The organism is Bosea sp. (in: a-proteobacteria) (genome assembly GCF_023953965.1).
In the GTDB taxonomy this organism is placed as follows: Bacteria; Pseudomonadota; Alphaproteobacteria; order Rhizobiales; family Beijerinckiaceae; genus Allobosea.
In genome coordinates, this window is the sequence record NZ_JAMLIX010000001.1 from 1,232,455 (window position 1) to 1,257,931 (window position 25,477).

At 68.9% G+C, this 25,477-nt stretch carries 20 protein-coding genes; 6 read left to right on the top strand and 14 right to left on the bottom strand.

Going from position 1 to position 25,477, the window contains the following annotated elements; genetic code table 11:
* Nucleotide 1: 1 nt before the first annotated feature.
* Together M9917_RS05815 and leuS are read right to left on the bottom strand one after the other, a co-directional pair.
* Complete coding sequence (locus M9917_RS05815; RefSeq protein WP_297251729.1) at nt 2–535, bottom strand: LPS assembly lipoprotein LptE; 534 nt, start codon at nt 533–535, stop codon at nt 2–4.
* Nucleotides 522–3,146, bottom strand: a complete 2,625-nt coding sequence (gene leuS / locus M9917_RS05820) for a leucine--tRNA ligase (RefSeq protein ID WP_297251731.1) — start codon at nt 3,144–3,146, stop codon at nt 522–524. The genes M9917_RS05815 and leuS overlap by 14 nt, the downstream gene beginning before the upstream one ends.
* Before the next feature lie 151 nt (nt 3,147–3,297).
* Here leuS and M9917_RS05825 point away from each other — a divergent pair, with 151 nt between their 5' ends.
* The gene (locus tag M9917_RS05825) at nt 3,298–3,963 is read left to right on the top strand and encodes a YggS family pyridoxal phosphate-dependent enzyme (RefSeq protein ID WP_297251733.1); all 666 of its coding nucleotides are present in this window, start codon (nt 3,298–3,300) and stop codon (nt 3,961–3,963) included.
* A 69-nt stretch (nt 3,964–4,032) separates the two neighbouring features.
* On the opposite strand, the gene M9917_RS05830 is transcribed toward M9917_RS05825, so the two are convergent.
* Nucleotides 4,033–4,566, bottom strand: coding sequence for a L,D-transpeptidase family protein (locus M9917_RS05830; protein ID WP_297251735.1), 534 nt, complete (start codon nt 4,564–4,566; stop codon nt 4,033–4,035).
* 81 nt (nt 4,567–4,647) lie between these two features.
* On the opposite strand from M9917_RS05830, the gene M9917_RS05835 reads away from it, so the two are divergent.
* Both M9917_RS05835 and M9917_RS05840 read left to right on the top strand, forming a co-directional pair.
* The gene (locus M9917_RS05835) at nt 4,648–5,334 is read left to right on the top strand and encodes a response regulator transcription factor (protein WP_297251737.1); all 687 of its coding nucleotides are present in this window, start codon (nt 4,648–4,650) and stop codon (nt 5,332–5,334) included.
* Between the two features lie 3 nt (nt 5,335–5,337).
* The gene (locus tag M9917_RS05840; protein ID WP_297251739.1) at nt 5,338–5,802 is read left to right on the top strand and encodes a cyclic nucleotide-binding domain-containing protein; all 465 of its coding nucleotides are present in this window, start codon (nt 5,338–5,340) and stop codon (nt 5,800–5,802) included.
* 4 nt (nt 5,803–5,806) lie between these two features.
* Here M9917_RS05840 and xth read toward each other — a convergent pair whose 3' ends face one another.
* The 6 genes from xth to M9917_RS05870 all read right to left on the bottom strand — a co-directional run bounded on the left by xth (nt 5,807) and on the right by M9917_RS05870 (nt 13,186).
* The gene (gene xth, locus M9917_RS05845; RefSeq protein WP_297251741.1) at nt 5,807–6,622 is read right to left on the bottom strand and encodes an exodeoxyribonuclease III; all 816 of its coding nucleotides are present in this window, start codon (nt 6,620–6,622) and stop codon (nt 5,807–5,809) included.
* 78 nt (nt 6,623–6,700) lie between these two features.
* Nucleotides 6,701–7,528: a LolA family protein gene (locus M9917_RS05850; RefSeq protein ID WP_297251743.1), complete on the bottom strand. Its 828-nt coding sequence runs from the start codon at nt 7,526–7,528 to the stop codon at nt 6,701–6,703.
* Nucleotides 7,529–7,652: 124 nt separating this feature from the next.
* Nucleotides 7,653–10,202, bottom strand: coding sequence for a DNA translocase FtsK (locus tag M9917_RS05855; protein ID WP_297251745.1), 2,550 nt, complete (start codon nt 10,200–10,202; stop codon nt 7,653–7,655).
* 165 nt (nt 10,203–10,367) lie between these two features.
* The gene (locus M9917_RS05860; protein WP_297251747.1) at nt 10,368–11,699 is read right to left on the bottom strand and encodes an ammonium transporter; all 1,332 of its coding nucleotides are present in this window, start codon (nt 11,697–11,699) and stop codon (nt 10,368–10,370) included.
* A gap of 28 nt (nt 11,700–11,727) precedes the next feature.
* On the bottom strand, nt 11,728–12,066 hold the full coding sequence (locus M9917_RS05865; RefSeq protein ID WP_297251749.1) for a P-II family nitrogen regulator: 339 nt from the start codon (nt 12,064–12,066) through the stop codon (nt 11,728–11,730).
* A 253-nt stretch (nt 12,067–12,319) separates the two neighbouring features.
* Nucleotides 12,320–13,186 carry an acyl-CoA thioesterase gene (locus M9917_RS05870; RefSeq protein ID WP_297251751.1) on the bottom strand — a complete coding sequence of 289 codons (867 nt, stop codon included), beginning with the start codon at nt 13,184–13,186 and terminating at the stop codon, nt 12,320–12,322.
* A 123-nt stretch (nt 13,187–13,309) separates the two neighbouring features.
* On the opposite strand from M9917_RS05870, the gene M9917_RS05875 reads away from it, so the two are divergent.
* Entirely contained in the window at nt 13,310–14,563 is a 1,254-nt protein-coding gene (locus M9917_RS05875; RefSeq protein WP_297251753.1) for a ubiquinone biosynthesis hydroxylase, read from the top strand.
* An 87-nt stretch (nt 14,564–14,650) separates the two neighbouring features.
* Here the strand turns inward: M9917_RS05875 and M9917_RS05880 are convergent, their stop codons facing one another.
* Entirely contained in the window at nt 14,651–14,848 is a 198-nt protein-coding gene (locus M9917_RS05880) for a Trm112 family protein (protein WP_297251755.1), read from the bottom strand.
* Between the two features lie 12 nt (nt 14,849–14,860).
* Nucleotides 14,861–19,693 carry an NAD-glutamate dehydrogenase gene (locus tag M9917_RS05885; protein WP_465246328.1) on the bottom strand — a complete coding sequence of 1,611 codons (4,833 nt, stop codon included), beginning with the start codon at nt 19,691–19,693 and terminating at the stop codon, nt 14,861–14,863.
* Nucleotides 19,694–19,805: 112 nt separating this feature from the next.
* Between M9917_RS05885 and M9917_RS05890 the strand changes: the two genes are divergently transcribed.
* A complete protein-coding gene (locus M9917_RS05890; RefSeq protein WP_297251759.1) occupies nt 19,806–20,432 on the top strand; it encodes a peroxidase-related enzyme in 627 nt (208 codons plus the stop codon).
* Between the two features lie 317 nt (nt 20,433–20,749).
* Nucleotides 20,750–21,118 (top strand): DUF2794 domain-containing protein, encoded by a 369-nt coding sequence (locus tag M9917_RS05895; RefSeq protein ID WP_297251761.1) that lies wholly within the window; start codon nt 20,750–20,752, stop codon nt 21,116–21,118.
* A 68-nt stretch (nt 21,119–21,186) separates the two neighbouring features.
* Here the strand turns inward: M9917_RS05895 and M9917_RS05900 are convergent, their stop codons facing one another.
* From M9917_RS05900 to M9917_RS05910, 3 genes are all read right to left on the bottom strand, one after another.
* On the bottom strand, nt 21,187–21,960 hold the full coding sequence (locus tag M9917_RS05900) for a Bax inhibitor-1/YccA family protein (protein ID WP_297251763.1): 774 nt from the start codon (nt 21,958–21,960) through the stop codon (nt 21,187–21,189).
* A 221-nt stretch (nt 21,961–22,181) separates the two neighbouring features.
* Nucleotides 22,182–24,758: an ABC transporter permease gene (locus tag M9917_RS05905; RefSeq protein ID WP_297251765.1), complete on the bottom strand. Its 2,577-nt coding sequence runs from the start codon at nt 24,756–24,758 to the stop codon at nt 22,182–22,184.
* Nucleotides 24,759–24,760: 2 nt separating this feature from the next.
* Nucleotides 24,761–25,462, bottom strand: coding sequence for an ABC transporter ATP-binding protein (locus tag M9917_RS05910; RefSeq protein ID WP_297251766.1), 702 nt, complete (start codon nt 25,460–25,462; stop codon nt 24,761–24,763).
* Nucleotides 25,463–25,477 lie beyond the last annotated feature (15 nt).

The following is a 25,477-nucleotide window of genomic DNA, read 5'->3' on the forward strand; positions in this document are numbered from 1 at the left end:
GTCAGGCGGTGAGATCGGCGGCGATCTGGCCCCGGACGATGGCGGCGAGGTTCTTGGCGGCGCGGACCTGCGCGTCGCGCGCCGCGCGGACGGTGGCGAAGCGCTGGGCGGAGCGCTCATAGGGAATGCGGACGGAGTTCGTTCCCGAGGAGACGACCTCGTCGGAGCCCTGTCGGGTGAGCTTCCAGGTCGCGGTCGCGACGAGGGCGGCCGAATCGGCGCGGCCGTTCGCATAGTCGACCGTGATGACCTGGATCGATTCGGTGATCGCCGCCTCGAGCCTGAGGGTCTTGTGGGCGTCCGGCTCGCCGCTGCCGTCGAGCTCGAAAACGAGCTCGTTGCGGAAATAATGGCCGATCAGGCCCTTGATCTCGGGGATCTCGATGCCGCGCAACGCCGTCTTGACGCTGCCGCCGACCGTGCTCGTGGTGTAATCCGAGTAAAGCGGCTGGAAGCAGCCGCCGGCGAGCGCAGCGGCCGCCAGCACGGCCGCCAGCACTGTACGGCGGGGGAGATCGGCTTCAGACCACGACATTCACGATTCTCCCCGGAACCACGATGACCTTGCGGATCGGGCGGCCTTCGAGCGCCCGCTGGACGGCCTCGCTCGCGCGCACGGCCGCCTCCACCGCAACCGTATCGGCATCGGCGGCGACCGTCACCTCCGCCCGCTTCTTGCCGTTGAGCTGGACTGGCAGCGTGATCGCGTCATCCTTGAGCAGCGCCGGATCGAGCTTAGGCCAAGGCGCCTCGCCGGCGAGCCCTTCGAGGCTGAGCGCATGCCAGCATTCCTCGGCCAGATGCGGCATCATCGGCGCGACAAGTTGCGTGGCGATCGTGGCGGCCTCAAGGAGCGCGAAGGCGATATCGGCATCGAGCGCGGGCTTTTCGGCCGCGGCGTCGAGCGTCTTACCGATGGCGTTGGTCAGCGTGTAGACATGCGCGACGCAGCGGTTGAAGGCGAGGCGCTCGATATCGGCGCCGACGGCGTCGAGCGCGCGGTGGCTCGCCTTGCGCAGTGCCAGGGCCGCTTCGCCGATCGTGGCGGGCTTCGCTGCCTTGCCGCCGGTGCGCTCGGCGATCTCCGCCACCAGCCGCCACAGGCGCTGGACGAAGCGGGCGGCGCCCTGCACGCCCTCGTCGGTCCAGATCACGTCGCGGTCGGGCGGCGAATCGGAGAGCATGAACCAGCGGGCGGTGTCGGCGCCGTAGGAGGCGATGATGTCGTCGGGGTCGACGACGTTCTTCCTCGACTTCGACATCTTCTCGATCGGGCCGATCTCGACGGGAGCGCCGGTCTCGACGTCGAAGCCCTTGCGCTCGTTGCCGACGACCTCGATGCGGACGTTGCCCGGCTCGACCCAGTCGCCGTTGCCGGCGCGGTAGGTCTCGTGCACGACCATGCCTTGCGTGAACAGGCCGGCGAAGGGTTCGTCCAGCCCGGCATGGCCGGTCTTCTTCATGGCGCGGGTGAAGAAGCGCGAATAGAGCAGGTGCAGGATCGCGTGCTCGACGCCGCCGATATACTGGTCGACCGGCAGGAAGCGGTCGACCGCCTTGCGGTCGGTCGGGCTCTCGGTGCGCCAGGGATCGGTGAAGCGGGCGAAATACCAGGACGAATCGACGAAGGTGTCCATCGTGTCCGTCTCGCGGCGCGCCGGCTTTCCGCATTGCGGGCAGGCGACGTGCTTCCAGGTCGGATGATGGTCGAGCGGATTGCCCGGCTTGTCGAAGGAGACGTCGTCGGGCAGCGTCACCGGCAAATCGGCGTCCGGGACCGACACCGTTCCGCAGCCGGAACAATGAATCACGGGGATCGGGCAGCCCCAGTAGCGCTGGCGCGAGACGCCCCAGTCGCGCAGGCGGAAATTGACCTTGCGCCGGCCGACCGGGCGGCCGCCGCGGCTCTCGCCCTCGAGGCGGCGGGCAATCTCCTCCTTGGCTTCCGCGATGGTCAGGCCGTCGAGGAAGCGGGAGTTTATCATGCGGCCGTCGCCGTCATAGGCGGTGTCGGTGATGGTGAAGCCGGCCGGGTCGATGCCTTCCGGCGCGACGACCGGGATGTTGCCCAGCCCGTATTTGTTGACGAAATCGAGGTCGCGCTGGTCATGCGCCGGGCAGCCGAAGATGGCGCCGGTGCCGTATTCCATCAGGATGAAGTTCGCGACATAGACCGGCAGCGTCCAGCTCGGATCGAGCGGGTGGACGGCGCGCAAGCCGGTGTCGAAGCCGAGCTTCTCGGCCTTGTCGATCGCCTCCTGCGCCGTGCCGGTGCGCTTGCACTCCTCGATGAAGGCTTGCAGCCCGGGATTCTTCGCGGCAATGGCCTTGGCGATCGGATGGTCGGGCGCGACGGCGACGAATTTCGCACCGAACAGCGTGTCGGGGCGGGTGGTGTAGATCTCGACCTCGCCCTCGCCCGTCGTGTTCGATTCGAGGGCGAAACGAACCAGCAGGCCCTCGGAGCGGCCGATCCAGTTCTTCTGCATCAGCCGGACCTTGTCGGGCCAGCGGGTCAGCCCGTCGAGGGCGTCGTTGAGCTCCTGGCCATACTCGGTGATCTTGAAGAACCACTGGGTCAGCTCGCGGATCTCGACGGGTGCACCCGAGCGCCAGCCGCGGCCGTCGATGACCTGCTCGTTCGCCAGCACCGTCTCGTCGACCGGGTCCCAGTTGACCTTGGCGGTCTTGCGGTCGACGAGCCCCGCCTCGAGGAAGTCGAGGAACATCTTCTGCTGGTGGCGATAGTAGCTCGGGTCGCAGGTGGCCAGCTCCCGGCTCCAGTCGAGCGAGAGCCCCATCGACTTGAGCTGCTTGCGCATCGTCGCGATGTTCTCATAGGTCCATTCGCGCGGATGGACCTTCTTCTGCTTGGCGGCGTTCTCGGCCGGCAGGCCGAAGGCGTCCCAGCCCATCGGGTGCAGCACCGCAAAGCCCTTGGCCCGCTTGTAGCGCGCGACCACGTCACCCATCGCATAGTTGCGGACATGGCCCATATGGATGCGCCCCGACGGATAGGGGAACATCTCGAGGACATAATAGCTCGGCCGCGTGTCGTCGTTTCGCGTCTCGAAGAGCTTGCGCTCTTCCCAGACGGCGCGCCATTTCGGCTCGGACTCTTTCGGATTATAGCGTTCGACGGCCATGTCAGCAGGCAATTCCTGGTGTTGCCGGCTCCCGGAGGCAGGCCGGCGCAGGGGCACACTGCAAAAACCGGATGCCGGATTCTTGCAATCTGCTCTAGGACACCATTGCGCGCACGCGGTCAACGGCGCGTGAGGCATGAGAGGCTGGCAGATGAGCGATACGGTTACGCGTTTGGCCGGGATCCGGGCGGCGATCGGCCGCACCGAGCGCGATTTCGGGCGCAAGGCCGGCTCGGTTGCGCTGGTCGCGGTCTCCAAGACGAAGCCGGCCGAGCAGATCCTCGAGGCGCTGGAGGCCGGGCAGCGTATCTTCGGCGAGAACTACGTCCAGGAGGCCAAGGCGAAATGGCCGGCGCTGAAGGCGCGCTTCCCCGATGCCGAATTGCACATGATCGGCCCGCTGCAATCGAACAAGGCGCGCGAGGCGGTCGAGCTGTTCGACGTCATCCAGTCGCTCGATCGCGAGAGCCTGGCGAGGGAGCTCGCGCGTGAGATCGCGCGGGCCGGCAAGGCGCCGCGCCTGTTCGTTCAGGTCAATACCGGCGAGGAGCCGCAGAAGGGCGGCGTCCTGCCTGCCGAGACCGACGCCTTCCTCGCGCGCTGCCGCACGGTTCACGGTCTTGCGATCGAAGGGCTGATGTGCATCCCGCCGGCAGAGGAGCCGCCCTCGCCGCATTTCGGGTTGCTGGCCAAGATCGCCGCCCGGAACGGGCTTGCCGGCCTGTCGATGGGCATGAGCGCCGATTACGAGGCGGCGATCCAGCTCGGCGCGACGCATGTGCGCGTCGGCAGCGCGATCTTCGGAGAGCGGGGCTGATCCGGGCGTCATGCTCGACAGGAGATTCCCAGGTCCGCGTTTCGCCTCGCCTGAGAACGACGGCGGTGTTCAGCGCACTCTCACCACGCAATGCCGCGCCAGCTGCGGCAGGATTTTTGCGAAGACATGGCCCTCGATCGCGACGCAGCCGGCGGTCGGCGTGAAGCCCGGGCGGGCGAGATGCCAGAAGATCGCGCTGCCGCGCCCGCGAATCACCGGCCGGTCGTTCCAGCCGAGCTCGACGACGATGTCGTAGAGATGGTCGTCGCGTTGCAGCCGCTCCTCGGCCTCGCCCGGCGGACGGTCGATCAGGCGGTTGTAGCGGCGGTCGTTCTGATCGTCGCACCAGGCGTCGCGCGGCCCGATCCGCCTGAGTGGCAGCAGCGTGCGCGGCCGGGACAGGCGGTCGGCGCGGTAGAACACGCCACGCAGCGGCAGGGCGGCGCGCGGGGTCCGCCCGTCGCCCTCGCGCTTCACCGTGCCGATGCCGCAGCGCCCGAGCGCGCAGGGAAACACCGCATGGCCCGCGACGAGGAAGCCCTTGCGCCGGTCGCGGACCGAGGCGAAGACGCGCAGCACAGTGAGGTTCGATCGCTTTCTCACGGGAATTCCAGGCAGCCTCACTTGCGATGACGACTCGGCAGGCTCATGTTGCCGCAATCCTGGCTTTCGAGCGAACCGTCCATGTCCGCCGTGCATCATATCCTGCTGGTCGATGACGACCAGATCCTGCGCGACACGCTCTGCGAGCAGCTGGCGCTCTACGAGGAGTTCCGGCTGTCGAGCGCCGAGACCGCGGCGGCGGCGATCAAAGCCGTGCAGGGAGAGCGTATCGACCTTGCGGTGATGGATGTCGGCCTGCCCGACATGGACGGGCGCGAGGCCGTCAAGGAGATGCGCCGGAACGGCTTCAAGAGCCCGGTCGTGATGCTGACGGCGCAGGGCTCGGATGCCGATACCGTGCTCGGGCTCGAGGCCGGCGCCAACGATTACGTGGTGAAGCCGTTCAAGTTCGCGGTGCTCTTGGCCCGCATCCGGGCGCATTTGCGGCAATACGAGGCGAGCGAGGACGCGATCTTTCAGGTCGGCCCCTACACGTTCCACCCGGGGTCGAAGCTGCTCGTCAGCGAGAAGGGCTCCAAGACCAAGCTCACCGAGAAGGAGACGGCGATCCTGCGCTTCCTCTACCGGGCCGGGCGCAAGCCGATCGCGCGCGAGGTCTTGCTGCAGGAGGTCTGGGGCTACAACAGCCAGGTGACGACGCATACGCTCGAAACCCATATCTACCGCCTGCGCCAGAAGATCGAGCCCGATCCCGGCAATGCCCGCCTGCTCGTCACCGATGCCGGCGGCTACCGGCTGAATCCCTGACGGATGGCGCTCGATGACGACATGGCGCTGCTCGCCCGGCAGCCGCTGCTGAACCTGATGGAGCGCGATGCGCTGAGGCTGCTCGCCTTCGCAGCCGAAAGCCGAACCTTGCGCGCCGGAGACGTGCTGTTCCGCGTCGGCGAGCCTTCGGACGGGGCGGTGCTGGTGGTTTCGGGGTCGGTCGCCCTGACGGCGGGGGAGGATGGCAAGCCCGCGGACGAGATCGCCGGCCCCGGCGCGCTGATCGGGGAGCTCGCGCTGTTCACCTCCGTGCCGCGCCAGGTCACGGCGATCGCGCGCGAGCCGGCCCAGGTGATGCGGCTGCCGCGCAGCGTGATGCGGCGCGTGCTCGGCGAATCGCCGGATTCGGCCGAGGCGATCGCGGCGGCGATCGGCGATCGGCTGCGCGGCTTCGTCGACGAGCTCGCGGCCGTCAGGGCCGCGCTCGATGCGATCGACCGCGGTTAAGCGCTCACAGCTCCAGCGTCACCGTCACCGGGACATGGTCGGAGGGGCGCTCCCAGCCGCGGGCCTCGCGCAGGAAGGCGAGGTCGCGGAGCGCGGGCTTCAGCGCGTCCGAGAGCCAGATATGGTCGAGCCGGCGGCCGCGATCGGAGGCCTGCCAGTCCTGGGCGCGGTAGCTCCACCAGGAATAGAGCTTTTCGGGCTCGGGGCGCAGCGCGCGGGCGGCGTCGGTCCAGCCGAGCTCGCTGCGCAGCCGCTCCAGCGTCGTCGTCTCGATCGGCGTGTGGCTGACCACGTCGAGAAGCTGCCTGTGGCTCCAGACATCGTGCTCCAGCGGCGCGATGTTGAGGTCGCCGAGCAGGATCGCCGGCCGGTCGGTCGGCTTCTTGGCCACGCCCCAGGCGCCGATCTCGTCGAGGAAGGCGAGCTTATGGGCGAATTTCTCGTTCTTTTCGGGATCGGGGATGTCGCCGCCTGCCGGGATGTAGAAATTATGGATGGCGATGCCGGCGGCGGCGCCGGCCGCCTTGTCGAGTGTCACCGTCATATGCCTGGCGTCGTTGCGGCCGCACATCGCCATCGCGTCCTTCTCGCTGAAGGGCAGCTTCGAGACGATGGCGACGCCGTTATAGCCCTTCTGGCCGATGAAGGCCTGATGGACATAGCCGAGCTCGTGGAAGGCCTTGGCCGGGAACTGCTCGTCCGGCGTCTTGGTCTCCTGCAGGCAGAGGATGTCGGGGGCGTGACGTTCGAGGAACGCGCCGACCATGCCGATGCGCAGGCGGACGGAATTGATGTTCCAACTGGTGACGGTGAGCTTCAACGCGAGGATCCCGGCGGGAAGGAGGCCGGAAACTGGGTCGTCGCGCCGCAAAAGGCAAGGTGTTTCGTGGGCCTTGCGTCAGAGCGTGCGCTGGTAGTCGATCACGAAATTCCCCGGATCGGGCCGGCGGCGGGTGTCGAGGTTGTAGAGCGAGATCGAGGTCTCGTAGCCTTGCGGGTCGACCACGACCCATTGCCTGAGCTCGTTGGCGACGAGGTCGAATTTCAGCGTGATCTTCGAGGTGCCGCCCAGCGTCGTGCGGTCCTCCAGCCTGACCGAGAGCAGATCGCCGTCGATGCTGGCGCCCTTGAGCGTGCCCTCGCGCGTCAGGTCCATGCGCTCGCGCAGCAGGAACTTCAGCGGCGTCTGGCCGATCGCATAGATGTCCTGCGTCGCCAGGCGCTTGTCGCGCACGGCAACCGAGGTGCCGTCCGCGATCACCTCCGTGGTCGCCGGCGGCTCGTATTCGAAGCGCATCTTGCCGGGGCGCTGGATATAGATGCGCCCCTCCAGCCGCTTGCCGTTGGCGGCGTGCTGGATGAAGTTGCCCTGCAGGGTGGTGAAGCTGTTGAGATAGGCGTTCAGCCGCTCGATCGCCTCTTCCTGGGTCGCGGGCGGGGCGGGCTTGCTCCTGACGGGCGCCGCCGGGGCCGGTGCAGCCGCCGCCGCGGGGCCGGCCGCGGCCGGCGGGGCGGGCGCCGTCTCGGCCGCAGCGGCGCGCGGCTGGCCGAGGCCCGGGGGCCGGGGCGGCGGCAGCACGAGGCGCGGGGCGGGTTTGGCGGCGATGGGCTTGGGCGGCTGGAGCTGCAGGGGCTGGGCCGCGAGCGGGCCGGCCGCGAGCGCGAAGCCGGCACACATCGCCACCAGAACCGAAGTCCGAACGGCCGGGGTCAATCTGTCGCGCAAGGCTCATCCATTCCTTCTGCCGCGCCCTCGCCCAAGGCCCGATCCGGGCTCAAGGTTGCAGCATCGTCATGGCAATTTGAGGATCGGCGCCGGCCGCCGCAAGGGCGCGCGGTGGCCTGGAGGTTCATTCGTCGTGCTGATTCTGGCCTTCGACCAGGATCTCGCGTTTACCTGCGTGGTTAGCTGGCCCGACGATACCCTCGTTCTCCATGCGCTCCATGATGGAGGCGGCGCGGTTGTAGCCGATCTGGAGGCGGCGCTGGATGTAGGATGTCGAGGCCTTGCGGTCGCGCAGCACGACGGCGACGGCCTGCTCGTAAGGGTCGTCCGAGTCGCAGGCGCCCATGCCGGTCTTGTCGAAGACCGCGCCGCCCTCGTCGTCGGCGCCGTCCTCGTCCTCGCAGGTGACGGCGTCGAGGTATTGCGGCCGGCCTTGCGTCTTGAGGTGAGCCACGACCTTCTCGACCTCTGCGTCGGAGACGAAGGGCCCGTGGACGCGGGTGATGCGCCCGCCGCCGGCCATGTAGAGCATGTCGCCCTGGCCGAGCAGCTGCTCGGCGCCCATCTCGCCGAGGATGGTGCGCGAGTCGATCTTGCTCGTCACCTGGAAGGAGATGCGGGTCGGGAAGTTCGCCTTGATCGTGCCGGTGATGACGTCGACCGAGGGGCGCTGCGTCGCCAGCACGACATGGATGCCGGCGGCGCGCGCCATCTGGGCGAGCCTCTGGATCGTGCCCTCGATCTCCTTGCCGGCGACCATCATCAGGTCGGCCATCTCGTCGACGATGACGACGATATAGGGCAGAGGCTCGAGGTCCATGACCTCGTCTTCGTAGATCGCCTCGCCCGAGTGCCTGTCGAAGCCGGTCTGGACGGTGCGGGTGATGACCTCTCCGGCGGCTTTCGCCTCCTGGACGCGGGCATTGAAGCCGTCGATGTTGCGCACCGAGAGCTTCGACATCTTCTTGTAGCGCTCCTCCATCTCGCGCACGGCCCATTTGAGGGCGACGACGGCCTTCTTGGGATCGGTGACGACGGGGGTGAGCAGATGCGGGATGCCGTCATAGACGGAGAGTTCGAGCATCTTGGGGTCGACCATGATCAGGCGGCATTCCTCGGGCTTGAGCCGGTAGAGGATCGACAGGATCATGGTGTTGATGGCGACGGACTTGCCCGAACCGGTGGTGCCGGCGACGAGGAGGTGGGGCATGCGGGCGAGGTCTGCGATGACGGGCTCGCCGCCGATGGTCTTGCCGAGGCAGAGCGCAAGCTTGTGGCGGGTGGTCTCGAAGTCCTGGCTGGCGAGGAGCTCGCGCAGGAAGACGGTCTCGCGCCGTGCGTTGGGCAGTTCGATGCCGATGGCGTTCTTGCCCTGAACCACAGCCACCCGCGCCGAGACCGCGCTCATCGACCGCGCGATGTCGTCCGCCAACGAGATCACACGCGAACTCTTCGTCCCAGGCGCAGGCTCCAGCTCGTAAAGCGTCACAACAGGGCCGGGGCGCACCTGCGAGATTTCGCCGCGCACGCCGAAATCCTCGAGCACGCCCTCGAGCAGCGTGGCGTTCTGCTCCAGCGCGTCGGTCGAGACGGTGTGGGCCGCGACCTTCTTCGGCTCGGCCAGATAGGTCAGCGGCGGCAGCTCGAACGTGTCGCGGTCGAGCAGGGAGGGCTGGGCCTCGCGCTGCATGCGCTTGCCGGGCTTGGGCGCGGGGCGCGGCATGGTCACGCGCGGGGCATTGAGATCGCGCAGGTCCTGCGGCTCGTCGTCGAGGTCGAAGGGGGCGTCGCCATCGTCGGAGGCCGCGGCGGGAAGCGGCGGCGGATCGAAATCGGGCAGGCCGCGGCGGGCGGCCGGGGCCTCGCCGAACTGCGGCTCGCGGCGGACGCGGCCGCCGTCGCGCGCGGGCATCGGGCCAGTGTCGACGACCGGTTCCGGCGGCTGCGGCAGGCGGCGCAGGATCGCGGCGCGCAGCGCCATCGCGCCATGCGCCAGCCAGCCGATCAGGATGACGGTGATGCCGGGCTCGTCGTCGCGGCGTTCCTCGCCGTCGGACCAGCTGTCCTCGCTCTCGTCGCCGTCGAGGGCCGGGTCCTCGTCGGTGACGAAGCCGAAGCCGGCGGCGGCGGTGACGGCGAGGATCGCGATGCCGGCATAGAGGAAGCCGACGAGGCTGCCGACCGCGCTGCCGGCGATGCCCGCGATGTTGCGGCTGCCGAAGAGCAGGCCGTCGCCGATCACGCCGCCCATGCCGGTGGGCAAGGGCCAGCGCGGCGTCGCGGGCAGCGCGCTGGCGACGGCGGCGGCCGCGGCGACGCCGACGACCCAGAGGCCGAGCTTCAGCGCGCCGCGATCGAAGAGGTGGAAGCGCACGAGCCGGAGCGCCCAGATCACCGGCGGGAACAGCAGCGCGATGACGCCGAGCCCGATGAGCTGCATCAGGAGATCGGCGACCATCGCGCCCGGCCGGCCGAGCCAGTTGCGGACGGCGCCGCTGGTGGCGTTGTTGAGGCTGGGATCGTCGACCGACCAGCTCGCCAGCGCCGCCGAGATCGCGACCATCATGGCGAGGATGCCGAGCCCCGTCAGCTCCGAGGCGCGGCGCGACAGGAAATCGCGCAGCGGGTCGGGCAGGCGGTCCATGAGCGATTGGGAGCGGCGGATCGTGCGCATGCGGTTTACGAGGTCTGTCCGGGCTTCAGGGCCGCATCGTTCCGGCCATCCGCGAAAGCTTAGGAAGCGCAGGTTAAGACCCGCTTAACCTTGCCGGCAGGCGGGCATGAAAGAGCCCCGGCGGTCGCCCGCCGGGGCCTGCTTCAGGTGAAGCGCGCGAAGCAATCACATGTTGTAGGCGCGCTCGCCGTGCTCGGCGATATCGAGGCCCTCGCGCTCCTCATCGCAGGTGACGCGCAGGCCGATGACCGCGTCGACGATCTTGAACAGGACGAAGGAGCCGACGCCGCACCAGACGACCGCGACCGCGACCGCGACGAACTGCTTCCAGAGCTGCGCGCCCATGGCGTAGTCGGCGACGCCGACGCCGCCCAATGCCGGAGCGACGAAGATGCCGGTGCCGAGCGAGCCGATGATGCCGCCGACGCCGTGGACGCCGAAGACGTCGAGCGAATCGTCGTAGCCGAGCGCGTTCTTGACCGTGGTGCAGAAGAAGAAGCAGACGACGCCGGCGATCGCGCCGAGCACGATCGCGCCCATCGGCCCGACGAGGCCGGCGGCGGGCGTCACGGCGACGAGGCCGGCGACGATGCCCGACAGCATGCCGAGCAGCGAGGGCTTGCCCTTGACGGCCCATTCGATGAAGAGCCAGCCCAGCGCCGCGGCGGCGGTGGCGGTGAAGGTGTTGATCATGGCGAGCGCGGCGCCGGCCGTGGCCTCGAGATTCGAGCCGGCATTGAAGCCGAACCAGCCGACCCAGAGCACGGCGGTGCCGATGAAGGTCATGGTCAGCGAATGCGGCGACATCAGCTCGCGGCCGTAGCCGATGCGCTTGCCGATCACCAGCGCGCCGACGAGGGCGGCGATGCCGGCATTGATGTGGACGACCGTGCCGCCGGCGAAATCGAGCGCGCCGAGGGTGAAGAGATAGCCTTCCGAGAACCAGACCATATGCGCCATCGGGAAATAGACGAAGGTCGACCACAGCAGGACGAAGAGCATGAGCGCCGAGAACTTCATCCGCTCGACGAAGCCGCCGACGATCAGCGCCGGCGTGATCATCGCGAAGGTCATCTGGAAGCAGACGAAGACGTATTCGGGGATCACCACGCCCTTGGTGAAGGTGTCCGTGGTGGTCTCGACGCTGACGCCGGCGAGGAAGGCCTTGGAGAAGGAGCCGATGAAGCTCGTCAGCGCGCCGCCGCCGGTGAAGGCGAGGCTGTAGCCGTAGACCACCCAGACGATGCACATCACGGCGGCGGTGGCGGTGACCTGGCTCATCACCGAGAGCATGTTCTTCGAGCGGGCAAGCCCGCCATAGAACAAGGCGAGCCCCGGCAGCGTCATGAACAGCACGAGCAGGGTCGAGACCAGCATCCAGGCGGTATCGCCCTTGTTCGGAACGGCCGCCGGTTCCTGCGCCAGCGCGGCGCCGGCCGAGAGGGCGGCGAGAGCGAGAGCGGCCGGTCCGGCCCGCAGCGAAGTCCTGAAAACCATCGTCGAAAACTCCTGGAGGGTGCGGGCTTCAGAGCGCGTCGGCATCGGTCTCGCCGGTGCGGATGCGCACGGCCTTCTCGATCGAGGAGACGAAGATCTTGCCGTCGCCGATCTGGCCGGTGCGGGCGGCGGCCGTGATCGTCTCGATCACCGCGGCGACGCGATCGTCGGATACCGCGACCTCGATCTTGATCTTCGGCAGGAAGCTCACGGCGTATTCGGCGCCGCGGTAGATCTCGGTATGGCCCTTCTGCCGGCCATAGCCCTTCACCTCGGTCACGGTCAGGCCGTGGACGCCGATACCGGTGAGCCCGTCGCGGGCCTCCTCCAGCTTGAACGGCTTGATGATCGCCATCACGATTTTCATGTGCTGGGTTTTCCCGTCTGCGCCGCCGGGCTGGCGGCCCGGCGGCCTGTTGCGCCGCAACCGGCAATTCAAGGGACGTGCCAACCCGCTCCGGGCCTGGGAAAGGCGGCTACCGGAGGCAAAATCATGTGGGAAAAGCGAAAAAGGCCGCAGGCTCTGCCTAATTACCGGGCAGATTTCAGGCTGCTGTGCAGTTGCCTGATTTCAGCTCACTTCCGATCGCAGCGACGACGAGCGGTGCGAAACACGCCCGTCAGGTGAGATCGGGGCGGGGCCGGATCAGACCCTCCTGCGCGACCGAGGCGACGAGGCGGCCGTGGCGGTCGAAGACGAGGCCACGCGAAAAACCGCGCGCGCCCGCGGTGGAGGGGCTGTCCTGCGCGTAGAGCAGCCAGTCATCCGCCCGGAAGGGCCGGTGGAACCACAGCGCATGGTCGAGGCTGGCGGCCTGGATCTTCCCGTCGAAGACCGTGGCGCCATGAGCGATCAGGCTCGCATCGAGCAGCAGCAGGTCGGAGGCATAGGCGAGCACGCTGCGGTGGAAGGCCGGTTCGTCGGGCAGGGGCTCGACCGCGCGCATCCAGACGTTGAACTTCGGCTCCAGGCCGGTGGCGGCGCGATAGCGCTCGATTTCGACGGGGCGGATCTCGATCGGGCGCTTGCGCTGGTAGAAGCCCTGGAGCGGGTCGTGCTGCGACCTGTCGATGAGCTTCGCCAGTGCCGCGCGATCCGGCAGCTCTTCCGGCATCGGCACCTCCGGCATCGGCATCTGGTGCTCGTAGCCGGGCTCGTCGATATGGAACGAGGCCGACATGGCGAAGATCGCCTCGCCCTTCTGGATGGCGAGCACGCGGCGCGTCGTGAAGGAGCGCCCGTCGCGCAGGCGCTCGACCTCGTAGACGATCGGCACCTCGGGATCGCCCGGCAGCAGGAAATAGGCCTGCAGCGAATGCGCCTGGCGGCCCTCGACCGTTTGGCTGGCGGCATAGAGCGATTGCGCGATCACCTGCCCGCCGAAGACGCGCGGCCAGGTCGATTGCGGGCTGCGACCGCGGAACAGGTTGCGCTCGAGCCTTTCGAGGTCGAGAATCGCCAACAGGGAGGCGCTGATCTGTGACATGGTCGGCGGCATCGCGGGCGGGTTGACGGAGCGGCCGGCGGCCCGCATGGGCACGGCCGGTTTCATCGTGCATCAGCACCGAGGTGTCCCGTGGCGTCAAGTCGGCGCGAGGAGAGGGATGGTATGGCAAGCGAGCGGGACGGCGGCAGCCTCAAGCGCATCGTCATCGCGGGCGGCGGGATCGCCGGGCTCACGCTGGCACTGGCGCTGAAACAGGGGCTGGGCGCGGATTTCGCCGTCGTCCTGGCCGATCCGGCGCCGGCGGTCCCTCACCGCGCCGACAACCGGGCCTATGCGGTCGCCGCCGGCGGCCGCGCGATGCTGCAAACGCTCGGGATCTGGGCGGGAATCGCCGCGACGGCGCAGCCGATGACGGAAATGATCGTCTCGGACAGCCGGACCGGGGATGCGGTGCGCCCGGTTTTCCTGACCTTCGACGGCGAGGTCGAACCCGGCGAGCCCTTTGCCCATATGGTCGAGAATGCGGGGCTCGTCGCAGCGCTGAGGGCAGCCTGCACCGAGGCCGGCGTCGTGCTGCGCGCGACCGGCGTGCGGCGTTTCATGGCCGCGGATGCGGCGGTCGAGGTCGTCTTCGGCGATGGCGGGCGCTGCGGGGCCACGCTCCTGGTCGCCGCCGACGGGGCGCGCTCGAAGCTGCGCGAGCAGGCCGGCATCGGCTGGGTCGGCTGGGATTACGGCCAGTCCGGCATCGTCGCCACGATCGGGCATGAGCGGCCCCATCACGGCCGGGCGGTCGAGCATTTCCTGCCGTCCGGGCCCTTCGCCATCCTGCCGCTGGCCGATGGCGGCGGGCTTCGCCACCGCTCCTCGATCGTCTGGACGGAGCGGACGCGGAACGTGCCGGCCCTGCTCTCGCTCGATGCCGACGACATGCTGGCCGAGATCGAGCGGCGCTTCGGGCTCGAACTCGGCGGGATTACGCTCGAAAGCCCGGTCAGCGCGCATCCGCTCGGCTTCGGCGTGGCCCGGCGCTTCGTCGGCGAGCGGCTCGCGCTCCTGGGTGATGCGGCGCATCTGATCCACCCAATCGCCGGGCAGGGGCTCAATCTCGGCCTGAAGGACGTCGCGGCGCTGGCGGAGGTCATCGTCGACGCGGCGCGGCTGGGGCTCGATCCCGGTGCGCCCGACGTGCTGGAGGATTACGAGAAGGCGCGCCGCTTCGACACGGTGGCGATGGGGGCGGTGACGGACGGGCTCAACCGCCTGTTCTCGAACGATGCGACGCCGCTCAGGCTCGCGCGCGATCTGGGCCTCGGCCTCGTCGACCGGATGCCGGGGCTGAAGCGCTTCTTCATCCGCGAGGCGGCCGGCCTCGCCGGCGCGCCGCCGAGGCTGCTTCGGGGCGAGGCGCTGTAGGGTCCGGCTGGACCGGTGACAATAGAGGCGTAGGGAACCCTCTCCCGGAGGGAGAGGGGTTCGCGCGCCCGAGAATGACGCCGAGCCTCACTCCTCCAGCGGCCGGGCCTCTTCCGGCAGCATGATCGGGATGCCGTCGCGGATCGGATAGGCGAGCTTCGCCGCCCGGCTGATCAGCTCCTGCCTGGCCGCATCGTATTCCAGCGTCGCCTTGGTCAGCGGGCAGACCAGGATCTCCAGGAGCTTCGGGTCGATGCGGGTGGTGGTTTCGGCTTCGCCGGTCATCGCTTTGTCCATCTAGCTGTGCTTGCGCGGCAGGTCGGCCAGCATGCCGGCCGCCACCATCAGTTTCGGCAAGGTCAGGCCCGAGCCCGCGATCGCGGCGACGGTGGCGCGGGTGCGCTCGGCGTCCTCGCCGCGCTCGGTGAGCCAGCTCTCCAGCGTGCCCTGCCCCTTCGCCGAGGTGGAAACCTCCTGCGTCAGGGCGGAATGGGCGTCGTCGAGGGTCTCGATCGCCCGCTCGCGGGCGAGGCGCTCGTAATCGTCGGTCGCCGGCACGGCCGCGGCCGCCGCCTTCAGGCCCGACAGGCCAAACAGCGCGTCGATGCCGAAATGGATGCGGGCGACGTCGCCGATCCTGCGCTTGGCGCGCTCGGCGATGTCGACGATGTCGGTCGACTCGGCGAGCGCCGGCAGGCTCGCGATCCGGGCGGCGAGCGCCTCCGGCACGCCTTCCGAGGTCAGCACGGCGATGCGCGCGAGCCGTGCCTGGGAAGCGGCCTCCGGCAGCAGGGCGCCGAGCTCGCCGGCGAGCTCCGTCACGCCCCTGGCGTAGCGGGCGATGGTTTGCTCGATCGTGCCGGGCCTGGCGACGCCGCGGCGCAGGAACCAGCCCATCCGGTTGGTGACGAGCTCCTGCGCCGCGGCGTAGAGGCCGAGCTGGATCTTGCCGGGGATCCTGGCGTCGAGCGCGTCGATCTCGCCGTTGAGGGCGATGAGATCGAAGGAATCGCGCGCGATGGCATAGGCCGCGGCGATGGCCGGGGCGTCCGAGCGGGTCAGCGCCGCCAGCACCGGCACCAGCGCCGGGCCGCCGCGGTTGACGATGGCATTGGCGAGCTGCGTCGCCACGATCTCGCGCCGGAGCTTGTGGCCGGCGATCGCATCGGGATAGGCCTCGCGCAGCGCCTTGGGGAAATAGCGCATGAGCTCGCCGGCGAGATAGGGATCGTCCGGCACCGGGGATTCGAGCAGCGCGTCGTGCAGCGAGAGCTTGGCATAGGCCAGCAGCACCGCGAGCTCGGGCCGGGTCAGCGCCTCGCCGCGCTTCTCGCGCTCGGCGAGAAGCGCGTCGCTCGGCAGGAACTCGACCGTGCGGTCGAGCCTTCCGTCCTGCTCCAGCTTCTGCATCAGGAAGCGCAGGCCAGGCGTCGCGGCGGCCCCTTGCGCCTCGGTCAGCGAGAGCGCCAGCGTCTGGAGATAGTTGTTGCGCAGCACGAGCGCGCCGACCTCGTCGGTCATCGCGGCCAGCAGCGCGTTGCGCTTGTCCTCCTTCAGGCGGCCGGCCTTCACGGGGGCTGCGAGCGCGATCTTGATGTTGACCTCGACGTCGGAGGTGTTGACGCCGGCGGAGTTGTCGATCGCGTCGGTGTTGATCCTGATGCCCTTGCGCGCCGCCTCGATGCGGCCGCGCTGGGTGACGCCGAGATTGGCGCCTTCCCCGACGACGCGGGCGCGGACATCGGCGCCGGCGATGCGGATCGCGTCATTGGCGCGGTCGCCGACCTGGGCGTCGCTCTCGTCGGCGGCGCGGATATAGGTGCCGATGCCGCCGAACCAGAGCAGGTCGACGCGGGCTTTCAGGATCGCGGTCATCAGCTCGGGCGGCGAGGCCTCGGCCTTGTCGAGATCGAGCAGGGCGCGCATCTCGGGCGAGAGCGGGATGCTCTTGGCCTGGCGCGAGAAGACGCCGCCGCCCTTCGAGATCAGGCCCTTGTCGTAATCGGCCCAGGAGGAGCGCGGCAGCTCGAACAGGCGCCGGCGCTCGGTGAGCGACTTCGCCGGGTCCGGATCGGGATCGAGGAAGATGTCGCGGTGGTCGAAGGCGGCGACGAGCTTGATCTCGGCCGAGCGCAGCATGCCGTTGCCGAAGACGTCGCCCGACATGTCGCCGACGCCGGCGACGGTGAAGGGCGTCGTCTGGACGTCGATGTCGACCTCGCGGAAATGGCGCTTCACCGCTTCCCAGGCGCCGCGCGCGGTGATGCCCATGCCCTTGTGGTCATAGCCCTGCGAGCCGCCGGAGGCGAAGGCGTCGCCGAGCCAGTGGTGCTTCTCCAGCGAGATCGCGTTGGCGGTGTCGGAGAAGGTCGCGGTGCCCTTGTCGGCGGCGACGACGAGATAGGGATCGTCGCCGTCATGGCGCACGGTGCCGGCGGGGGGGATCACCGTCTCGCCGTCGAGATTGTCGGTGAGCTCGAGCAGGTTGCGGATGAAGATACGATAGCTCTCGGTGCCCTCGGCGAGCCAGGCGGCGCGGTCGGAGGCCGGGGGCAACTGCTTCGGGACGAAGCCGCCCTTGGCGCCGACCGGCACGATCACCGCGTTCTTGACCTGCTGCGCCTTGACCAGGCCCAGAACCTCGGTGCGGAAGTCCTGCGGCCGGTCGGACCAGCGCAGGCCGCCGCGCGCGACCTTGCCGAAGCGCATATGCACGCCCTCGACGCGCGGCGAATAGACGAAGATCTCGTAGAGCGGGCGCGGCAGCGGCAGCCCTTCGACCCTGGCGCAGTCGAACTTGAAGGTGATGGTCTGGCGCGGCCCGCCATCCGGGCCGGCCTGGAAGAAATTGGTGCGCACGCCCGCGTCGACCAGATTGACGAGGCGGCGCAGGATGCGGTCCTCGTCGAGGCTGGTGACGGCGTCGAGCGCCTGCTCGATTTCGGCGCGGCTTGAGGCCATGCGCTGCTCGCGTCCGGAAGCCTTGATGCCCGGGTCGAACCTGGCCGTGAAATAGGCGACGAGGCCGGCGGCGATGTCGGGATGGCGGGTCAGCGCGTCGGCGATGTAGCCCTGGGCATAGGGCGCGCCGGCCTGCCTGAGATAGCGGCCGAAGGCGCGCAGCAGCGCGGCCTCCCGCCAGCCGAGGCCGGCGGCGAGCACGAGCTGGTCGAAGCGGTCGGATTCGGCGAGCCCCCGGAACTGCGCCATCAGCGCCGCCTCGATCGTCGGATCGAGATGCGCGATGTCGATCTCGCCGTCGTCGGCGCGCTCCAGCGTCATGTCGTGCAGCCAGATGCGGGACTCGCCCGCGCCCTGCGGCATCACGTTGTAGGTGCGCTCGTTGACGACGCGGAAGCCCATGTTCTCCAGCACCGGCACGCGGGCAGAGAGCGAGATCGGCGCCCCGCGCGAAAAGACCTTGAGGTTGGCGCGCCGGGCGTCGTCGCCCTCGCGGCGATAGAGATTGACGGCGCGCGCGCGCTCCGGCGTGAGCTCCTGGATGAGCGCGATATCGGCGATCGCGTCGGTGGCCGAGAAGCGCTCGCGATAGGCGGCGCCGAAGGCATCCGCATAGCGCTCGGCCAGCGCGCGGGCGGCGGGGCCGGCCTTCTCCCGGTCGAGCGCGTCCTTGAGCCCGTCGCTCCAGGTGCGGACGATTGCCGCGATGCCGGCTTCCAGCGTGGCGCGGTCGATGCGCGGGGTCTTGCCCTCGTCGCGGCCGATGATGAAATGGGTGCGCGACAGCGGCCCCTCGGGATAGGCGGGATAGGCGGCCGAAAGCCGCCCGCCATAGATCCGCGCCAGGAATTCGCCGACGCGCTGGCGCACCGCGCTGTCGTAGCGGTCCTTCGGGATGAAGACGAGGATCGAGACGAAGCGGTCGAACTCGTCGAGGCGGGCGAGCGCGCGGATGCGCGGCCGCTCGGTCAATTGCAGGATGTCGAGCGCGAACTGCTCCAGCGTCGCCACGTCGATCTGGAAGAGCTCGTCGCGCGGATAGGCGTCGAGCACGTTCATCAGCGCCCGGCCGGAATAGCTCGCCGGATCGAAGCCGATACTCTTGGCGACGCGCGCGACCTTCAGCCGCAGATAGGGAATGGCGCGGGCCGAGCCGGTATAGGCGTTCGAGGTGAGCAGGCCGACGATGCGCAATTCGCCGTCGAGCCTTCCGTCCGGCGTGAACAGCTTGACGCCGACATAGTCGAGATGGACGCGCCGGTGGACGCGGCTCTTGACGTTGGCCTTGGTGATGATGAGCGCCTGCGGCTTGGCCAGGAAGGAGCGCAGCTCCGGCGTGACGGTGACGAGCTCGCGGCCCTTGCGCAGGACCCTGACCGTCGGGTCGCGCAGGATGCCGAGCCCCGAGCCCTCGATCGGGTCGGCGGCGACGTCGCCGCCGGGGAAGCGATAGGCCCGGACGCCGAGCAGGGTGAAATTGTCGCCGGCGATCCATTCGAGGAATTGCAGCGCCTCGGCGATCTCGTCCTCCGGCAGCGGCGGCGGATTGGCGCGGTAGGCCTGGATCACCTCGGTGATGCGGCCGCGCATCGCGGCCCAGTCGTCGACGGCGAGCGCGACGTCGGCATAGACGTGCGTGAGCCCCGCGCGCAGCTTCTCGCGCGCCTCGTCCGAATCGATGCGCGGGACGTGGATGTGGAGCAGGCTCTCGCGGCGCGTGCCCTCGGGCGCGCGCCCGGCCGCCTCGCCGGCGAGCGAGACGAACTCGCCCTTGGCGTCGCGCGCGACCGCCAGGATCGGATGGGCGACGAGCTGCGGCTCGTGGCCCTGCTCCTGCAGCTCGGCCAGCGTCGAATCGAGCAGGAACGGCTTGTTGTCGTTGACCACCTCGAGGACGGTGCGCTGGTGCCGGCGCTCGCCCTCGCCGAATTCCTCGTCGCGGAAGCGAAGGTTGATCGTCTCGGGCTTGCGTGGCTGGGAGAGGTGCTCGAAGGCGGCGGCGCCGGTGCGGGCGAGCATCTCAGGCGGCACCGCCTCGAGATCCTCGGCGACGGAGCGGCCGAACAGCAGGCGGGGGAACTCGGCGGGCATCGAACTCTTCAGTCCGGTGGCTGCGGCCTCGATCGCTGCGATCGCGCCGGCGGTCGCGTTCGTCACCCGTTTGCCCATGGCTCACCCCAGTTGTCTTGCCGTAGCGTTGGCATAGGCTGCCTAGCCTATCAACTTGTCGTGCCCAAAGAAGCGGCAAAGCGACGCCCCCCGACTCAAGGCAGGATGCAGCATGGCAACAAAGCATGACAAACCCAAGGTGGGCGAGGCGCCGGCGCGCCAGGACGCTCCGCCTGGCGTGACGGCGCTCGCGCTGGAGCCCGGCCCGCTCTCGGCCGAGAACGAGGCCTATTTCGCCAAATGCCGGGAGAAGCTCGGCTTCGTGCCGAACGTGCTTCAGGCCTATGCGCATGACGACGCCAAGCTCACGGCCTTCGCCGCCTTCTACAACGAGCTGATGCTGGCGCCGTCGGGCCTGTCGAAGCTCGAACGCGAGATGATCGCGGTCGCGGTCTCCAGCGTGAACCGCTGCTATTATTGCCTCACCGCCCATGGCGCGGCGGTGCGCCAGCTTTCGGGCGATCCCGTGCTGGGCGAGCTCATGGCGATGAACTACCGGGCAGCCGAACTCTCGGTGCGGCACCGCGCCATGCTCGATTTCGCGGTCAAGCTGAGCGAGACCCCGCATCTGATCGAGGAGGGGGACCGGGAAGCCCTGCGCAAGGCCGGCTTTGCCGAACGCGACATCTGGGACATCGGCGCGGTCGCGTCCTTCTACGCCATGTCGAACCGGATGGCCTCGGCGGTCGATATGCGGCCCAACGCCGACTATCACGGGCAGGCTAGGTCGCTTCCATAAGAAAAACGGCCGGCGAAACGCCAGCCGCGAGTTGGCCTCGACTCGGTGGCCCGGCTCCACCCGAACTCCGGGGGGCTGGGGGCTGACAAACCGGCGTTCAGCGAAACCGGGCCGTCGAGGCAACGAGAGCACAATAGATCGGTGCAACTTGGCCGCCGCTTGACGCGTTCGCGGCGAAAATGCGGCATTTGCGGAGAGAACGCTCCGCGGAGAACGCTCCCGAGAACGCTCCCTTGCCAGCACGGAAGCGCGGGCGCATCATCGCGGCGATGTCCGGTGAAGCCCATGCCCGGTGAAGCCTTGGCCAGGGAGGCGCCATGAGCGAAAGCGAAACGCCGCAATCGCGGGCCGCCGGAGCGGTCGTTCCGTTTCCGGCGCCCGCCCGGCCGACCAGCGTCACCTTCGACCGCCGTGAACTGAACGAATTGCTCAATCTCTACGGCCGCATGGTCTCGGCCGGCGAATGGCGCGACTACGCCATCGATTTCCTCAAGGACAAGGCGCAGTTCTCGGTGTTCCGGCGTTCCTCGGAAATGCCGCTCTACCGGATCGTCAAGGACCCGGCGCTGGCACGCCGGCAGGGCGCCTATTCGGTCGTCGCCGCCACGGGGCTGATCCTGAAGCGCGGCTCGGAATTGTCGCGCGTGCTCGAGGTGCTCGACAAAAAGCTCAGCGTGGTGAGCTGAAAAGGAAAAGCCCCGGCCGCGGGGCCGGGGCTCGTCTCGAAGATGAGATCCGTTCGCGGAAGCGCGGCTCAGCGGCGGTCGCCGAGCAGGCTGATCAGCATCTGGAACATGTTGATGAAGTTCAGGTAGAGCGACAGCGCGCCGTTCACCGAGAGCTTCGCCGCCGCTTCCGGGTCCAGGTCGGAATGGAGATACATCTCCTTCAGGCGCTGGGTGTCCCAGGCGGTGAGGCCGGCGAAGATCAGCACGCCGAGCACCGAGATGCCGAAGGACAGCGCGCTCGACCCCAGGAACAGGTTGACCACCGAGGCGATGATCAGGCCGATCAGCCCCATGATCAGGAAGGAGCCCATGCCGGAGAGCGACTTCTTCGTGGTGTAGCCGACGAGGCTCAGCGCGCCGAAGGCGGCCGCCGTGATGAAGAAGACGCGCGTCACCGAGGCGCCGGTGAAGACCACCAGGATCGACGACATCGAGACGCCCATCACCGCCGCGAAGACGAAGAACATGGTGCGCGCCGAAGCGGCGCTCATGCTCTCGGCCTTGAACGAGAACAGCATGATGAAGGCGAGGGGCGCGAGCATCACCACCCATTTCAGCGGGCTCAGATAGATCGCCTGGCCAAGGGCCGTCAGCCCCGTGATCTGGCCCTCGGGCGTGAAGCCGGCGATCGCCAGCATCGAGATGGCGAGCGCGGCAAGGCCGGTGATGCCCAAGCCGATCGCCATGTTGTTGTAGACGCCGAGCATGAACGAGCGCAGGCCCTGATCCATCTCGACGGCGCTGGTCTGCTGTGCGCGGCCGGCACCCCAGACTGGAGCATTGCGGTCGAAGTTGCTCATTAAGCGAGTTTCCCCTGAGATATGTTTCGGACGACGGAAGGCACGCGGGCGCCAGCCATCCTCGCGCATCCTTAAGCGCGATGACGGGAATATGAGGGGGTTTGCCGGTTCTTACAAGAGCCCGTCATGGTTAAGGCCGCTCAGGCTATAGAAATCCGGCTGAGCCACCATGCTGAATGACAGGATCGTAATGTCTATCGCGAACTCGCTTCAGACAGTCGTCATAAATTCCTGAGATGAGAAGCTGGCGCCTTTGCGAGTATTTTTATCGTACCGACGAGGCCGAACAGGACAGTGACACTGATGGCGGCAGTCGCAGCCAGTATCGCCCCGGTCGGATCACTGACAAATGCGATCCGCATCACTTGCGTGACGATTCCCCAGCCTGCCGCTGTACCCGCGACGACCCCGAAGACGGCGGCGACGAGGCCGATGGCGGCGTATTCGAGGGCGTACGACGAAAGTATGAAGCGGCGGGTCGCGCCCAGCGTCTTCAGGATCATCGCGTCATAGAGCCGCGCCCGCTGGCCAGCCGCGAGCGCTCCGCCCAGCACCAGGAGGCTCGCCGCGATCGCAAGCCCCGACGCACCGCGAATCGCCATGGCGAGCTGGGCGACGATGGTGTTGACCGCCTCGAGCGCATCCTTGACCCGGACCGCGGTGACGGCCGGGAAGTCGAGCGCGAGGCGGCGCATCAGGGCGGCGTCGGTCGCTCCCTGGCCGTCAGGGCTTGCTGCGACCGTGGCGAGGTTGGTGTGCGGGGCACCCGCGAAGCTGTTGGGCGAGAACACCATGACGAAGTTGATGCCGAAGGAGCGCCAGTCGACGGTGCGCAGATTGGCGACGCGGGCGGTGATGGCGCGGCCGAGCACGTTGACGGTGAGCCTGTCGCCGATCTTCAGGCCGATGCCGGCGGCGTTCTGCGCGTCGAAGGAGACCAGGGGCTCGCCGCGATAATCCGCCGGCCACCATTCGCCTGCCGCGAGGCGCGAGCCTTCGGGGAGCGTCGCCGCATAGGTGATGCCGCGGTCGCCGTCGAGCACCCAGGCGGATTGCTCGCTCGCCCGGATCTCCTCGGCGCGGGTCCCGTTCACGGCGACGATGCGTCCGCGCATCATCGGCACGCGCTCGGTCCTGGCGCCCGGGCGCTCCGCGGCGAGGAAGGCGTCGAAGCGGGCGGCGTCGCGGCTGGGCACGTCGAGGAAGAAGAAGCTCGGCGCCTGCTCGGGCAGGGCGCCGGTGAGCTGCCGGGTGAGACTCACGTCGATGAAGGAGAGCGCGGTGAGAAGCGCGACGCCGAGCCCCAGAGAGAGCACGAGCGAGGGCGTCAGCGCGCCCGGCCGGTGGCTGTTGGCGAGCGCCATGCGCAAGGCCGGGCGGCGCGGGCGCGGGATGCGGCGGGCGAGCGCCATCAGCCCGGAGGAGACCGCGCGCAGCAGCAGGAAGATGCAAAACATCACGCCGATATAGATCAGCGCGATCCGGCGCTCGTAGGCGAAGCCGATGGCGGTGCCGGCAAGCCCGGCCAACGCCAGCGCGCAGAAGGCGAGATAGATCGCGCGCGGGCGGCGCGGATCGGGCTCGACGCGGTCGCGGAACAGGGCCGAGACGGAGACGTCATGGGCGCGGCCGAGCGGGATGATGGCGAAGACGAGCGCGGTCAGGAGCCCGTAGAGCGCGGCGATGGCAAGCTCGCCCGGCGCGAGCGTCGGCTCGAAGGGCACGGGCAGGATGCTCTGGACGACGGCGCCGAGGCCGAAGGGGGCGGCGGCGCCGAGCACGAGGCCGATCGCCGTCCCGATGGCGGCCACGAGCATGACTTCGGTCAAATGGATCGCGACGACGCGCCCGCCGGTGGCGCCGAGCGCCTTCATCGTGGCGAAATCGAGCTTCTTGGCCTCGACGAAGCGGCGCACCGCATTGGCGACGCCGACGCCGCCGACCAGGAGGGCGGTGAGGCCGACCAGCGTCAGGAACTGGGTGAAGCGCTCGAGATTGCGCTGGAAGCTCGGCGCGGCATTGGCGCGCGAGCGGATCTCCCAGCCGGCCTCGTGCTGCTGCGTACCGGCATCCGCGATAACCTTGTCGAGATCGGCATCGCTCGCGGCGTCGGGCGGCAGCCTGAGGCGATAGGTCCAGCGGATCAGGCTGCCGGGCTGGATCAGGCCGGTCGCCCTGAGCGCCTCCTGCGAGATCATGAGGCGCGGGCCGAAGCCGACGCCGGCGGCGATCTTGTCGGGTTCGGAGGTGAGATTGGCGCGCAATTGCAGCTTCGCGTCGCCGACCGAGACGATATCGCCGGGCTTCAGCTCGAGCCGGCCGAACAGAACCGGGTCCGCGATCGCGCCGAAGACGCCGTCGCGCTGCGCGAGCAGGCCGGGCAGCGGGGCCTGCGGCTCGGTCTCGACCGCGCCGATGCCGGGATAGGCGGAATCGACCGCCTTGATCTCGACCAGCGCCGCGCCCTTCTCCCCGGCATTGGCCATGCCGCGCAGCGTCGCGATGCTGGAGAGCGTGCCGCGCGCCGTCAGGAAGGCGAGCTCGGGCGCCGTCGCCTCGCGGTGGATCAGGCTGAAGGCGGCATCGCCTCCGAGGATGCGCCGGCCTTCGCGCGCAAGCCCTTCGGTCAGGCCGCGCGAGGCCGAGGCGACGGCGGCGATGGTCATGACGCCGAGCGCGAGGCAGGCGATGAAGATGCCGAAGCCGGCAAGCCCCGCGCGCAGGTCGCGGATGGCGAGGCGCAAGACGAGGCCGATGCCGGGCGAGCGGGCGAGGGGCGGCTTGACGGGCGCGTGCATGGTCAGGCGGCCGCCGTCTCGGGCTCGGGCTCGATCACGCCGGAGCGCAACCGGACCGTGCGCTCGCACAAGGCGGCGAGAGCGAGATCGTGGGTGACGAGCACCAGCGTCGCGCCGCGCTCGCGCTTCAGCGCGAAGATCAGGTCGACGATGGCGCGGCCGGTCGCTTCGTCGAGGTTGCCGGTGGGCTCGTCGGCGACGAGGATCGCCGGGTCGGGCGCCACGGCCCGCGCGATGGCGACGCGCTGCTGCTCGCCGCCGGAGAGCTGGGCCGGGTAGTGGTCCATGCGGTCGCCGAGGCCGACATTGCGCAGCTCCGCTTCGGCGCGGGCGAAGGCGTCGGGATTACCGGCGAGCTCCAGCGGCAGCGCCACGTTCTCGCGCGCCGTCATGGTCGGGACGAGGTGGAAGGACTGGAAGACGATGCCGATATGCCGGCCGCGGAAAATGGCGAGCCCGTCCTCGTCGAGGGCGCCAAGATCCTGCCCCGCCACCCTGACGAGGCCGGAATCGGGCCGCTCCAGCCCGGCCATGGTCATCAGCAGGGTCGATTTGCCGGAGCCCGAAGGGCCGACGAGGCCGGTCGCCTCGCCTTCGGCCAGCGACACCGAGACGCCCTTGAGGATATGGACGCGGGCAGCACCTCGCCCCAAACTCAGATGGACATCCTGCAACTCGATCGCCGGGCCGGCCTTCTCGCTCATCACGCCATGATCCTG

Coding starts and splice junctions, on each gene's coding strand:
- M9917_RS05815 (WP_297251729.1), bottom strand. CDS start 535: ATGTCGTGGTCTGAAGCCGATCTCCCCCGCCGTACAGTGCTGGCGGCC.
- leuS (WP_297251731.1), bottom strand. CDS start 3,146: ATGGCCGTCGAACGCTATAATCCGAAAGAGTCCGAGCCGAAATGGCGC.
- M9917_RS05825 (WP_297251733.1), top strand. CDS start 3,298: ATGAGCGATACGGTTACGCGTTTGGCCGGGATCCGGGCGGCGATCGGC.
- M9917_RS05835 (WP_297251737.1), top strand. CDS start 4,648: ATGTCCGCCGTGCATCATATCCTGCTGGTCGATGACGACCAGATCCTG.
- M9917_RS05840 (WP_297251739.1), top strand. CDS start 5,338: ATGGCGCTCGATGACGACATGGCGCTGCTCGCCCGGCAGCCGCTGCTG.
- M9917_RS05855 (WP_297251745.1), bottom strand. CDS start 10,202: ATGCGCACGATCCGCCGCTCCCAATCGCTCATGGACCGCCTGCCCGAC.
- M9917_RS05860 (WP_297251747.1), bottom strand. CDS start 11,699: ATGGTTTTCAGGACTTCGCTGCGGGCCGGACCGGCCGCTCTCGCTCTC.
- M9917_RS05865 (WP_297251749.1), bottom strand. CDS start 12,066: ATGAAAATCGTGATGGCGATCATCAAGCCGTTCAAGCTGGAGGAGGCC.
- M9917_RS05870 (WP_297251751.1), bottom strand. CDS start 13,186: ATGTCACAGATCAGCGCCTCCCTGTTGGCGATTCTCGACCTCGAAAGG.
- M9917_RS05875 (WP_297251753.1), top strand. CDS start 13,310: ATGGCAAGCGAGCGGGACGGCGGCAGCCTCAAGCGCATCGTCATCGCG.
- M9917_RS05880 (WP_297251755.1), bottom strand. CDS start 14,848: ATGACCGGCGAAGCCGAAACCACCACCCGCATCGACCCGAAGCTCCTG.
- M9917_RS05885 (WP_465246328.1), bottom strand. CDS start 19,693: ATGGGCAAACGGGTGACGAACGCGACCGCCGGCGCGATCGCAGCGATC.
- M9917_RS05890 (WP_297251759.1), top strand. CDS start 19,806: ATGGCAACAAAGCATGACAAACCCAAGGTGGGCGAGGCGCCGGCGCGC.
- M9917_RS05895 (WP_297251761.1), top strand. CDS start 20,750: ATGAGCGAAAGCGAAACGCCGCAATCGCGGGCCGCCGGAGCGGTCGTT.
- M9917_RS05900 (WP_297251763.1), bottom strand. CDS start 21,960: ATGAGCAACTTCGACCGCAATGCTCCAGTCTGGGGTGCCGGCCGCGCA.
- M9917_RS05905 (WP_297251765.1), bottom strand. CDS start 24,758: ATGCACGCGCCCGTCAAGCCGCCCCTCGCCCGCTCGCCCGGCATCGGC.
- M9917_RS05910 (WP_297251766.1), bottom strand. CDS start 25,462: ATGAGCGAGAAGGCCGGCCCGGCGATCGAGTTGCAGGATGTCCATCTG.